The sequence below is a fragment of the Paenibacillus sp. FSL R5-0923 genome (assembly GCF_038009145.1).
Taxonomy (GTDB): Bacteria; Bacillota; Bacilli; order Paenibacillales; family Paenibacillaceae; genus Paenibacillus_AQ.
Genome location: NZ_JBBPAT010000002.1, coordinates 809,633 through 822,167 on the forward strand (window position 1 = coordinate 809,633; position 12,535 = coordinate 822,167).

At 43.9% G+C, this 12,535-nt stretch carries 13 protein-coding genes and 1 tRNA gene; 8 read left to right on the forward strand and 6 right to left on the reverse strand.

All coding sequences use genetic code 11. From position 1 onward, the window contains the following. Positions 1-137: 137 nt before the first annotated feature. The 3 genes from MKX35_RS28835 (at position 138) to MKX35_RS28845 (ending at position 3,740) form a co-directional block, all read left to right on the forward strand. Positions 138-1,097 carry an aldolase catalytic domain-containing protein gene (locus MKX35_RS28835; protein WP_170880320.1) on the forward strand — a complete coding sequence of 320 codons (960 nt, stop codon included), beginning with the start codon at positions 138-140 and terminating at the stop codon, positions 1,095-1,097. Positions 1,098-1,426: 329 nt separating this feature from the next. Continuing rightward, positions 1,427-3,553, forward strand: coding sequence for a putative bifunctional diguanylate cyclase/phosphodiesterase (locus tag MKX35_RS28840; protein ID WP_076298227.1), 2,127 nt, complete (start codon positions 1,427-1,429; stop codon positions 3,551-3,553). 113 nt (positions 3,554-3,666) lie between these two features. Further along, a tRNA-Gly gene (locus MKX35_RS28845) sits at positions 3,667-3,740 on the forward strand. A 141-nt stretch (positions 3,741-3,881) separates the two neighbouring features. Here MKX35_RS28845 and MKX35_RS28850 read toward each other — a convergent pair. Further along, a complete protein-coding gene (locus tag MKX35_RS28850) occupies positions 3,882-5,237 on the reverse strand; it encodes a dipeptidase (RefSeq protein WP_076298226.1) in 1,356 nt (451 codons plus the stop codon). Between the two features lie 290 nt (positions 5,238-5,527). On the opposite strand from MKX35_RS28850, the gene MKX35_RS28855 reads away from it, so the two are divergent. The 4 genes from MKX35_RS28855 (at position 5,528) to MKX35_RS28870 (ending at position 7,889) form a co-directional block, all read left to right on the forward strand. Continuing rightward, positions 5,528-5,923 (forward strand): winged helix-turn-helix transcriptional regulator, encoded by a 396-nt coding sequence (locus MKX35_RS28855; RefSeq protein ID WP_081382709.1) that lies wholly within the window; start codon positions 5,528-5,530, stop codon positions 5,921-5,923. A gap of 42 nt (positions 5,924-5,965) precedes the next feature. Further along, complete coding sequence (locus tag MKX35_RS28860) at positions 5,966-6,919, forward strand: TRM11 family SAM-dependent methyltransferase (protein ID WP_076298224.1); 954 nt, start codon at positions 5,966-5,968, stop codon at positions 6,917-6,919. Positions 6,920-6,950: 31 nt separating this feature from the next. Then, complete coding sequence (locus tag MKX35_RS28865; RefSeq protein WP_042185753.1) at positions 6,951-7,568, forward strand: NUDIX hydrolase; 618 nt, start codon at positions 6,951-6,953, stop codon at positions 7,566-7,568. A 168-nt stretch (positions 7,569-7,736) separates the two neighbouring features. After that, on the forward strand, positions 7,737-7,889 hold the full coding sequence (locus MKX35_RS28870) for a hypothetical protein (RefSeq protein ID WP_156113065.1): 153 nt from the start codon (positions 7,737-7,739) through the stop codon (positions 7,887-7,889). Between the two features lie 101 nt (positions 7,890-7,990). On the opposite strand, the gene MKX35_RS28875 is transcribed toward MKX35_RS28870, so the two are convergent. The 3 genes from MKX35_RS28875 to MKX35_RS28885 form a co-directional block, all read right to left on the reverse strand. After that, complete coding sequence (locus MKX35_RS28875) at positions 7,991-8,458, reverse strand: ASCH domain-containing protein (protein ID WP_076298223.1); 468 nt, start codon at positions 8,456-8,458, stop codon at positions 7,991-7,993. A gap of 26 nt (positions 8,459-8,484) precedes the next feature. Next, complete coding sequence (locus tag MKX35_RS28880) at positions 8,485-10,455, reverse strand: ABC-F family ATP-binding cassette domain-containing protein (RefSeq protein WP_076298222.1); 1,971 nt, start codon at positions 10,453-10,455, stop codon at positions 8,485-8,487. A gap of 121 nt (positions 10,456-10,576) precedes the next feature. Beyond that, positions 10,577-10,744, reverse strand: coding sequence for a hypothetical protein (locus tag MKX35_RS28885; protein ID WP_156114741.1), 168 nt, complete (start codon positions 10,742-10,744; stop codon positions 10,577-10,579). 180 nt (positions 10,745-10,924) lie between these two features. Here MKX35_RS28885 and MKX35_RS28890 point away from each other — a divergent pair, with 180 nt between their 5' ends. Further along, on the forward strand, positions 10,925-11,302 hold the full coding sequence (locus tag MKX35_RS28890) for a PH domain-containing protein (RefSeq protein ID WP_076298221.1): 378 nt from the start codon (positions 10,925-10,927) through the stop codon (positions 11,300-11,302). Between the two features lie 5 nt (positions 11,303-11,307). On the opposite strand, the gene MKX35_RS28895 is transcribed toward MKX35_RS28890, so the two are convergent. Both MKX35_RS28895 and MKX35_RS28900 read right to left on the reverse strand, forming a co-directional pair. Beyond that, positions 11,308-11,847 carry a chromate transporter gene (locus MKX35_RS28895; RefSeq protein WP_076286319.1) on the reverse strand — a complete coding sequence of 180 codons (540 nt, stop codon included), beginning with the start codon at positions 11,845-11,847 and terminating at the stop codon, positions 11,308-11,310. After that, a complete protein-coding gene (locus tag MKX35_RS28900) occupies positions 11,847-12,425 on the reverse strand; it encodes a chromate transporter (RefSeq protein ID WP_371915748.1) in 579 nt (192 codons plus the stop codon). Before MKX35_RS28900 ends, MKX35_RS28895 begins: the two co-directional genes overlap by 1 nt. Between the last annotated feature and the right edge of the window lie 110 nt (positions 12,426-12,535).

The following is a 12,535-nucleotide window of genomic DNA, read 5'->3' on the forward strand; positions in this document are numbered from 1 at the left end:
AAAGCCGAAATACCTTTACAATTTATTCTTCATTAAAGTATGATTGAACGATATAAATTGCATAGTAAAGCTATGCTAGAGGTTATAATGATTGCAATAGCACATACGATGATTGCAGGAATTGAAGGGAGATAATTATGAAGACTAATCAATGTAAAATTGTTGACTGCACCATTCGCGATGGGGGGCTCGTTAACAACTGGGATTTCAGCGTGGAATTTGTGCAAAATTTGTATGCCGGCTTGAATGAGGCTGGTGTTGACTATATGGAAATCGGTTATAAAAACTCCCCTAAACTGCTCAAAGGAGCAGAAGGTGCTGGACCATGGCGTTTTCTAAACGATGACTTCTTACGTAAAGTTATCCCGCAAAAGGGACATACGAAGCTTTCCGCTTTGGTTGATATCGGTCGTGTGGATGAGAATGATATTTTACCTCGCAGCGAAAGTATGCTGGATCTGATTCGGGTAGCTTGTTATAGCAAAGATGTGGAGAAGGCCTTACAACTGGTACAAACCTTCCATGATCTAGGCTATGAGACAACGATCAATATTATGGCTTTGTCGAATGTAATGGAGAATGAATTATTAGAAGCTTTCGAAATGATTCGTGAGAGTGTAGTTGATGTGGTATACATTGTGGATTCATACGGTAGTCTAGATCACAACGACATCAATTACTTAGTTGAGAAGTTCAAAACTCATTTGCCAAACAAACGTCTGGGCGTACATACCCATAATAATCTTCAACTCGCGTTCTCCAATACGTTGATTGCTGCTGAGAAAGGTGTAGAGCTGCTGGACGCTTCCTGTTATGGAATGGGACGTGCTGCGGGGAACTGTCCTACAGAGCTGCTAGTGACCCATTTGAAGAATACACGCTACACATTGCGCCCTGTAATTGATATCATTGAACGCCTGATGATTCCTTTACGTGAAAAAGAAGAGTGGGGCTATATCATTCCTTACATGATCACTGGAACGCTTGATGAGCATCCACGCTCAGCAATGGCGCTTCGCGCATCGGCGGATAAGGATAAAGCGGTTGATTTCTATGATAAGCTTACAACACCAGAGGTTAACTTCGGAGATAAATAAACCTGTTGTTCAGAAGCACTGAACCCGTTCGTAGGGGGAAGTGCTTTTTTTTTGAATAAAAATAAAATTTCTATAAGTTTCTCTGATAAATGATTCTAATATTTTCGCTAAAATACTTACCGTTCTAATAAGAAGCCTGAAGGTATTTTTGCTTGCCTGCTAGAAGAAAATGGTTTATATTTATGCAAGATTTATGAATAATCGCTATAAAAATACGACCTCACAAAAGAAATGTAACTTTAAAGACCGATCTAGCCGATATTTATACATAGGACAAGACTATACATAGTTGCTTAATAATCGACATCATTTTCAGACGCGAGGGATCTATGAGACAAGAAGAGAAAAAGACAATTCAAGCGGCTATTGTAGGAGCCTTACTGTTCCTATTCATTCAAATTTTCCATACATCGTTAAACCGATTGGACAATTGGGAAATTATTTCTGCACTCTATCTCATTGTCGGCTGTTGTACTGTTGCTTTTGGATTTGCGATATTTGCACAGGGCTGGTTGTTCTTCTCTAGCAGATTATCTAAAGGAAGATTATATGTCGCAGCTCTTTTTGGTGGAATATGTATTATTGACTTCTTGCATACACTCGGCTTTGTAGCATTTCCATTGATTTCATCGTTTATAACCCCTGAGGAATCAAGGTGGCTGCTTACCTTTTCACGACTATCCAGCGGGCTGGGTATATTGTTTATTTTTAGTAGAGAAGATAAACCTGTGACCGTTACCGAAAAAAGAAATGTATTCAGAATCGCCTTCATGTTAATCGTGCTCTTCATCGCATTATTTATATTTATCCACTCGGCAGTGCCTGAGTTATTTACTAAGCCTTGGATGAGTACACTTAAACAATTCGTTGATCTGGCAGTACTTTTTGTTTATTTAGCAGGTGTTGCTGTCATCGTATTTCCTGGGAATAATGAAAAGTCTGCCTCGCTGCTTGTTATTATTCGGGCACTTATCTTTTTCTCGCTAGGCCAGGCTTTTTTTATGACTCCCATAAGTGGCGGAAATATTGATGATCTCTTTGGGATGTTATGTAGCGGAATTGCTTATTACCAGTTGCTTACTGGCGTGTATCGCCTGACAATTGAAGAGCCATTTTACGAGAAACAGTTGGCCGAAGAACGGATCAATTATTTGGCGTATCATGATGATTTAACAGGACTTCCTAATAGACGTCGGCTGACACAGCGTGTAGAAGAAATGATTGATGCTGGAGAGACGGACACAAATGATCAATTCTCAGCTTTGGCTATTATGAATATTAATCATTTTAAGAATATAAATGACTCTCTGGGTCATTATGCCGGAGACCTTTTATTGAAATTGGTATCTGAGCGTCTCAGTAATGAGTCTAGATCCAGTGAAGAACTGTATAGTATGGGAGCGGATGAGTTTGCTTTTCTAATGACAGAAAGAGCAAGTCTTGGAGAATGCTTGGCACGAGCTACAGAGTTGCTCAGATTATTTGAAGCCCCCGTTAATATAGAATCTGGCGAGTACCATATCTCACTCAGCTTGGGGATGAGTATTTATCCCGGTGACGGGGAAACTGCTGAACATCTCATTCAAAATGCGGATACTGCTGTTCATAATGCGAAGGAACAGGGTGTGGAGATTCGTCGTTATATCCCAGCCATGCAGATGAAGGCAAAGGAACGCCTGAAGCTGGAAAATGACCTTCGAAGAGCGCTTGAGCGTGATGAATTCTATCTCTTATATCAGCCAAAGGTGCAGCTGGAGACAGAAGAGATTGTAGGTATGGAAGCTTTATTGCGCTGGAATCATCCTAAGCGTGGTATTGTCTCACCTAATGAGTTTATTCCATTAGCTGAGGATAGCGGGCTAATTGTTCCAATTGGGGAATGGGTACTGAAGACGGCGTGCCAGCAAAATAAACAGTGGCAGCAAGCAGGCTACCAGCCGATATGCGTCTCTATCAACTTATCTATGCGTCAATTCCTTCAGCCGAACCTGGCTGGTAAAATTCATTCCATTCTGACCGATATTGGTTTGGATCCATGTTATGTAGATCTTGAAATTACAGAGAGTATGACCTTGGATAAAGAAACGGCTTTTGATCAGCTGAAGCGCTTGAAAGAGCTAGGTGTGTTCATTAGCATCGATGATTTTGGTACAGGTTATAGCTCATTGCACTATTTGAAGGATATGCCGATCGACAGGCTAAAGATTGACAGATCGTTTGTCTCCGAGGTTATGGAGGACAGTAATAATGCGGCAATAGTCTCCACGATTACTTCTATGGCGCATCATTTGAAGCTCAAGGTTACCGCAGAAGGGGTGGAGAACAAGGAGCAGCTGCAGTTTTTGCGTGAGCAGCATTGCCATGAAGCTCAAGGGTTTTTGTTCAGTAAACCTATTCAAGCAGCTGAATTTGAGACCTCATTTTTGAAAAAGGCTCCCCTTGGCGCTTCCTTGTAAAATATAAGAAAGTATAAGTTTCACACCATACTCTATGTCTTATATTTCGCATAAAAAAATGTTGATTTTTATTTATGGGGGTGATACAATATCTCTTGTACTCACTTTCTAATGCGGGTGTAGTTCAATGGTAGAACTTCAGCCTTCCAAGCTGATAGCGTGGGTTCGATTCCCATCACCCGCTCCATAATTTAAACTTCCAAATCCTTGCGATGCAAGGATTTTTTTATGTTTTGGTTGATGGTTTTGTCATGAACTATTCTTAGATATCAAAAAGCCAGGCTCCTCAATGAAGAGGAGTCTGGCTTTGTTATACTACCTGATTCTCTTAAACAGTCTTCAAGAACTCAACAATGGTGAGCAGTCCCTTATCAAAGTTCTCCAGGTTGAAATGCTCATCCGGTGCATGCAGGTTCTCATCATCAAGGCCAAAGCCCATCAGGACCACTGGTGCTTCAAGTACACGGGAGAAGCTTTCCATGATCGGAATGGAGCCACCGTCTTTGGTGAAGAGGGCACGGGTTCCGTATACTTTGCCGTAAGCGTCTGCTGCAGTTTGTAGAATAGGGTTCGATGGATCGATGTTAAAGGCACGTGCCTTCTCCATTTGCGTCACATGCACTTTCGCTCCGGTTTGAATATTAGCCTTCAGATGCGCTTCAACGGCATCAAGAATATGCTGTGGATCCTGATCGCCAACGAGACGGCAAGTAATCTTGGCATGTGCTTCTTTTGGAATAACTGTCTTGCTTCCTTCGCCTTGGAAGCCGCCATAGACACCGTTAAGTTCAAGTGTAGGGCGAGCACCAATACGTTCTACAAAAGAATAACCTTCTTCGCCGTATAACGCATCGAGTCCAAGTCCTTCGCGAATCTTATCTTCATTCACGCCTTGCTTCACGAATTCCTCACGTAGCATTGGAGAAAGTTCAGGTACACCATCATAGAAGCCTTCTACAGAAACACGGCCTCTGTCGTCATGAAGGGAGCTGAGCAGGGACACGAGAGCGTGCAGTGCATTCGGAACACCACCACCGTAAGAGCCGGAGTGCAGGTCTGTAAGAGCTGTAGTTACGCTCACTTCAAGTGATCCTAGGCCACGTAGTCCTGTGCAAATTGCAGGGCGACCACGTTCCAGCAGGGAAGTATCGGAGACTAGCACCGCATCTGCAGCCAGCTTCTCTTTGTTAGCTTCCAGGAATGGAGGGAGATTTGCGCTGCCGATTTCTTCTTCGCCTTCGATACAGAGCTTGATGTTAACAGGAAGAGTACCTTCTTGTTTCAGGATTGCTTCAATCGCTTTGAGGTGAATGAATACTTGTCCTTTGTCATCCGTTGCTCCACGTGCATACAGCTTGCCGTCACGGATCTCTGGTTCAAACGGAGGTGTAGTCCACAGGTTTAGCGGATCTACTGGCTGCACATCGTAGTGGCCGTATACAAGAATGGTTGGCTTACCCGGAGCATGAAGATAGTCAGCATATATGACGGGATGTCCCGCTGTCGGATGAAGTTCAATGTTCTCAAGTCCGGCTTTCTTTAGTGTGTCTGTCAGCCAATGGGCTGCAGCTAGTACATCGTCCTTATGCTCAGACAAGGCAGAAATACTTGGAATCTTGAGCCATTGTTTTAGTTCTTCGAGATGTTCATCCCGGTGTGTTAAAAAATACGTTTCATATGACATAGTGTGTATGTACCTCCTTAAGTTTTGCTGCGCAAAACCGGCTATGAGCTTAATCGCCATGCGTGACCGTCTTGTTTAGCATTCTATAGGAATCATTATACTGGAGAACTCACTATGGATCAAAAGCGATTAGAAAGACGTCTTATCTGATCCTCGTGACCGGAGCTTTTTTTCGTAATTAATAGTTCCTTTCCGGTTGTTGATTACTAACAGTAACCATGATAAGCTGATTAAACTTAAGGGACAAGAAGGCACTATTACATGCTTGAGTTCCTATGGAGGTAACCACTTTGGAACATTCAATGGACGAACCCATTCGGCTAATGCCGACGCTAGAGGATTGCTCCATCACCCGCCAAATTCTCGACAGGGTTGGGGACAAATGGAGTGTGCTCATCATTGTTAATTTGGGTGCAGAAGCATTGCGGTTTAAAGAACTTCAGCGGCGTTCTGGTGGTATATCACAACGGATGCTGACCCAAACCCTGCGTCATTTAGAACGAGATGGTATAGTTTGGCGTAAAGTTACGCCTACGGTACCTTTGACTGTTGAATATGGTCTGACAAGTTTAGGAGAGTCCTTGCTGGATCCTTTAACTTCCCTAGTGGAATGGGTCAATAGAAACAACGCTGAAATCGCCAAAGCGCGTATAGGGTATGATCGTCAGCACGAAATGTTGGAGTAGCAAGCTAGGTGTACAATTTACTGGGATAGAGGATGGATTATTTTGCAAAAGAAAAGTGAAGAAAACACATTTTTATATACTTACACCTGTTCAGAGGACGAGTTATCACTATGTCAGATGGAGCTTCGTTGTCTTTTTGGAGAGGAAGTACCTTCTTCAATCTTTAAGAGTGAGGTAGAGGTGGATGTCAGCCGCAGTCCCTTCATTAAAGAACGAATTGATGTTATGTACGAAGGAGATAGCTTGCCTGAGATTTATGATCAAACGGAGCAGGTGGAGCTTGGCGGCAAGACGTTTAAGGTTATTTTTGTGAAGACCAATGATCTGTCCCCTGCGGACAAAATAGAATATGATGAGCGAAGAGTGATCGAGCGGGAAATTGGGTTACGTATTGAAGGGGAAGCGGATGTAAACCACCCTCAGTTGGTATATGGCATTGTTACTCTGGGCGGTCGCTGGTACTTTGGAGCTTATCATAAGAACAAGGCCACCTGGTTCCGTCAAATGAAAAAGCCGCGTAGCTACTCTATCGCGCTTAGCACACGTGTAGCCCGAGCTGCGGTCAATATAGCCGTTCCGAATCCGGAAGGTGTACGAGCCATCGATCCTTGCTGCGGCATCGGAACAGTAATGGTAGAAGCCCTCTCGATGGGAATCAATATGGTTGGACGTGACATTAACCCTCAAATCGCGATCGGTGCCAGAACGAATATTGCTCATTTTGGATTCACAAGTGAGGTTACGCTTGGAGATATTGCTGACATCACAGAACATTACGATGTAGCTATTGTAGATATGCCTTATAATCTATATTCTAGTATTACACCTGAGGAACAGTTTGCGATTCTAGTGAATGCGCGCCGGATTGCAGATCGGGTAGTTATCGTTGCGATTGAACCGATGGATGAGATGATCACGGAGGCTGGATTTACGATTATAGACCGCTGTGAAGCTAAAAAAGGTTTGTTCTCCCGTCATTTAATGCTTTGCCAGTAATCCTAATCAAGTTATTTAAAGGGGTGCAGCAATGGAGCAGAAATGGTTAACCTGGGCTAAAGAAATACAGGCCATCGCACAGACTGGACTAACTTACGCTAAAGATGTCTATGATATAGAACGGTATCAAGCTTTGCGGGAGCTAAGTGTAGATATCCTCGCTAATTATACGTTCGAAAGCAAGGAGAGAATAAGACTCTCCTTTGCTAGTGAGGGTGGCTATTCTACGCCGAAAGTGGATATCCGTGGTGTTGTTTTTCAGGATGACAGAATCCTGCTTGTCCGCGAGAAATTAGATGGAAAGTGGGCGCTTCCCGGGGGCTGGGGAGACATCGGTCTGTCACCGAGTGAAGTCGTTGTTAAGGAAATTCAAGAAGAATCAGGATTTGAGACAGAAGCAATTCGCTTGCTGGCTGTTTTAGATAAGAAATTTCATAACCATCCTCCGGAGCCGTATCACGTGTATAAGTTTTTTATTTTGTGCAGAATTGTAGGCGGCGAGGCGCTGCAAGGGGTGGAGACGAGTGAAGTATCCTTTTTTGCTGAAGATGAACTGCCTGAGCTCTCATTAGAGAGGAATACAAGTGAGCAGATTGAAACGATGTTTGAATATTTACGAAATCCAGAAAAAGTAGTAATATTGGACTAAGAATTTGCATATTATATATGACTTCCGTAAAGTGATGTTTTTAATGATGTAAATGATGGGTAATTACTATTATGTAAGCACTTACAATGTTGGTATTCTAAGCTTTTAGGTCGAGCGGTCTACATTTTTTCCTCTACTGTGACGATAAGAATTTTAGGAGGGGATCGCATGGAACAAGAAGAGTTGAGCATTCCATTGAAACAGGAAAATGTGGTGCGTCCTGCAGAGGGCAATATTGCCACTGGGCTGGTTTGGGGTATCTTAATCAGCATTCCGTTATGGATCTCTGTGATTGGCTGGATTCTGGGGTTTTGGCGCTGAGCCGTATTTTAATAATTATCTAACTCTATTAGTTGTATAGTATACATCAAAGGCGGTCTCTTCGTAACTGAAGAGGCCGCCTTTTTAGTTTCCTGCGTTTCTCAAGATTTCGAATATACCAGTCTAAAGTTCTCGCAAACTACCTTCATCTTTGGATCAAAAGGCTTCTTCAAAAACGCTAAGGATTCTCTGGAGAAGAACTTCTCATGCTCATGGCGCCACGACTCTAGCGTTCTGTCATCCTCGCCTTCGCTATAGGCAAAGTCAGCGCCTACCTCATCAAAAGGTGTAATTTGCACATCTGTCGTAACGATCACTGCTTGCGGATTACCACGGCCGTCCAGCAGGATACTATGTCGGCCAATTTCTGGTAAGGTCTCGTCACAGACTGCATAAATTTCATAGTTCGAAGCGGTTCCTGTCTTAATCCTGCGGATCACCAGATCTAGCAGTTCATCGGCCATTGGAGGACTGTCGCCAAAGGCCCAAGCCTCGTAGTTATCCGCTGCTTGTGGATGAAGCTGGGTGTATTCTTCCCAAAAAAGCTTAATCTTCGTTTCGTTGCTCATATCCGTCTCTCCTCATGTAATAATCGTTAGTGTCCCGCAGTTTCCATCCAGCCCGCATAGAGCTCATCTAGTTGCTCTTGCACTGCATCGCGTTCTTTCTGTAGCTCGGCGAGCTCTGCCGCATTGCTACTGATCAGTGGATCTAGCATTTTGGCATCAATTTCCCCAAGCTGATCCTCAACTTCGGCAATAGCCTTTTCCCAATCAAAGTGGATACTCTTCTTGCGGGAACTGGACGAGTTAGCCGTGGTGACATTAACATTCACGGAACGGTTCGATTGAGGCTTACCGGAGCGTGCAGTGGTTCCATCTGAAGAGAAAGGTTTAGGCTGATCAGGAATAGAGACTGGTACTGCTAACGCCTGTTCAGCTTGCTTCTCCTTGTAATACTCATAGTTGCCGTTGAAAACTCCAAATCGTCCACTTTCAATGGACCAGAGCTTATGGAACAGACGATTAATGAAATAGCGATCATGTGAAACGGCCAGCACTGTACCTGGGAATTCTTCTAATGCTTCCTCTAGCGCTTCCCGGGAGTCAATGTCTAGATGGTTCGTTGGTTCATCCAGAATTAACAGGTTTGGTTTACGATGCATCAACACAGCGAAACGCAGGCGGGTCCATTCCCCTCCGGATAGATTCGTGATGTCTTTGAATACATCGGCACCGTAGAATAGGAAACGTGCGAGCTGCCCGCGCGCTTCACCTTCTTCTAGTCCGGCCTCTTCACGGAAGTAGCGGAGTACGGATTGTTTGTTATTGTCAGGGACAGCCTCTTGCGCGAGATAACCAACCACGGTTCTTGAACCAAGCGTGCAGCTTCCGGTGTCTGGCGTCTCCTGACCTAATATAATTCTTAAAAGTGTACTTTTCCCTGCCCCGTTACCACCGATAAGTGCCGTAGTTTCTCCGTAGCGAAGAACTTCGTTTGCGTCTGTAAACAGGCTTCGCTCTCCATATGCCTTACCGATATCCTCCAGTATGACGACTTGATTCCCGGAGCGATCATTTTGCTGTAGCTGCAAATCCATCGATTTGCGCTCTAGAATAGGACGTTTAACCTTTACCATACGATCCAGTGCTTTTTGCATGGAAGCTGCACGCCGGTAAAAGGCAGGGTTTGGGGGAGTTCCCCGATTCCCAAATTCGATGAGGCGTTTGATGCTCTCCTGCATTTGCTTTATTTTTTTCTGTTGTTCTTGATAATCAGCAAATTGTTGAAGTAGACGTGTTTCCTTCTCTATTTGATAGCCGCTGTAGTTGGTATGGAAGGTAAAAGCCTCGCCATCCTCAATCTCGATCACTTTCTTGACTACAGCGTCGAGGAAGTAACGATCATGGGAAATGGCTAACACTGTACCGTCATAGCTCTGTAAGTACTGCTCTAACCACTCGATGGCGTTCATGTCTAGATGATTGGTTGGCTCATCGAGTAGAAGTACATCAGGTCTACGCAGTAGCAGTTCTGCGAGTCCGACTTTAGTTTTCTCGCCGCCAGAAAGAGAGGAGAAGAGTCGGTTATATTGCCCAGTTCCGATTCCTAGACCAATGGCAACTCGCTGAATGGTGGATTCAATTTCGTAGCCTCCTGCGGTCTCAAATTTATCCTGAAGGCTACCATATTCTTTCAGCAGCCGATTCCATAGCGTTTCATCCGTTCCGGTATTGAAGGTGGACATTTCAAGCTCCAGCTCTCGCAGGCGTTGTTGCCATTGCATAGGTTCAGCAAAGCTACGCTGTAGAACTTCATATACGGTTTCTTTTTCGTTAACCTCTTGAATTTGAGCCAGCATTCCTACTACACTACCTTTGCGAATTGAGATTTGCCCTTGATCGGGGCGCTCTTCGCCATTCAGTAAGTGGAAAAGTGTAGTTTTACCGCAGCCATTGCGGCCGATTAGACCGATTTTTTCTCCTTGGCGGATATCGAAGGTGATGCTATTTAGTACGAGCTGTGCACCGTGGTATTTTTGAACATTTTGGCATTGAATAATCATATATATTCTCCTTTAAGAATGCCCTTTGCACCGCCAGAACCCTAAATCGAAACTGGAATTCTGTAAAAAACCATAAAAAAAGACCGTAGGGAAATTTCCCCACGGCCTTATCATTTTCCGGTTAACTGATCCGTCCGGGTGATGGCAGGAAAGGCATTTCACAATTGTGTAGTGTTATTAAATTCATGGAAATGGACAGACTTCTCCCGTTATCGCCATTTACATGAGCAATGCCAGCTATCGCTTTAGGTAGCCGACTCATAACACTGTTGGTCCAATTGTGATCCATTCCTTCCACACCCCTTTCTTAACAAATTTAATGACAGTGTAAACAATAATCGGAAATTTAGCAAGTAAAAAGATGGCAGAGCGAAGTTTTACACTGCATAGAATATGAAATGTGGAATAATATGGTTCTATGTGGGAGGAGACAAGCCACTAAAAATAACAGATGAAAAGGGGAAGTTATATGGCGATTTTTGACGGATTGATGGGTAATGCATCACAAGTAAATCTAGCGGAGGTACAACGGGAATATGCACAAATTCTTGCCCCTCAAGAGAAAATTGAACGAGCCTACAAGTTGATTAGAGATATGTTTATTTTTACAGACAAACGACTGATTCTAGTGGATAAACAGGGACTGACGGGGAAAAAGACGGACTATCATTCCATCCCATACAAAAGCATCTCGCATTATTCCGTGGAGACGGCAGGGCACTTTGATCTGGATGCGGAGCTATGTATCTATATTTCCAGCAGCACTGTGCCACTCAAGAAGACCTTTAATAAATCCGTGAATATTTATGAGGTACAGGCGGTATTGTCACAATATATTTTAAAATAGTTTAGTTAGACCGTGTAGCGGAGTACCAGACCACCATAGGCAAAAGCGGCTAAGATGACTAAGGCAGGATGCAGCTTAAGCCGCTTGATGGCCCAGAATGCGATTGCGGCAATGAACAGTGTTTGCCAGATTCCGATAGAGTTCGTAGGACCTTTGACCATTGTCCAAGTGAGCGCAGCCATCATAACTGCAATAACCGGTTGAACAAGCAATGTCATCCCTTTCACTACGGGGGATTGCTTGTATTTTTGCATGACCTCTAACAGGATAATAAGCGCTACTGCGGAGGGCAAGACGGTTGCTAACAAAGCTACGATGAGTCCTAACCAGCCGTAGATATCATAGCCGACGTAAGCTGCGATTTTGGTAGCAATCGGGCCAGGCAGTGCATTGCCAAGTGCAAGCATGTTAGAGAATTGTTCATCGGTCAGCCAGCCGTAATGGGGAACGATTTCTTGATACATCAATGGAATAGAGGAAGGACCACCGCCGTATCCAAGCAAATTCGCCATGAAAAATCCGTATATGAGCTCTAACCAGTCCATCAATTTGATCCTCCTTGTTGTTGCTTCGCGATGATCCGGTAATGAACGGCTCCGTAACCTAGAAAAAGTACGATTACGAGAGCTGGGTGTATGTGAATTATTTGTAGCAGAAGTAAGGCTAGAAGGATGAAGACAGCGCTGAGATATTTTCCTAGCCCTTTATAGGCTTTTTGCGCAAACTCATATGCCATTATTCCTAACATGACAGCAATGACAGGAGATACCCCCGCGATCATCCCAGCTACTATTTTTGAGCCACTTAAATAATTCACAGCCGATAAAAGTATGATCATGGCCAGGCAGCTAGGTAAAATATGTGCCAGAACTGACAGTATCGCCCCCCTAACTCCTCGAAGTTTATATCCAAGATAAGCCGCCATTTTAGTAGCAATAGGTCCCGGTAGCGCGTTGGCAATCGCCAATGTCTCCCCGAATTCATCGTCGCTTAGCCAAGTGTAGCGAGTTACCGCATCATGCCGGATTAATGGAATCACGGAAGGCCCTCCGCCATAGCCGACAATCCCAGTTCTGAACATGGCGATAGCTAATTGTACATAATCTTTATGGATGGATATCACGTGAGACCTCCCCTTGTGTTTAGAGCCCATTCTATACAATTCATATGTGTGAAGCTACGAGGTTGACTAGAAATCAGCTAATCTTTGTGCATGAATCACAAAAAGAGGAT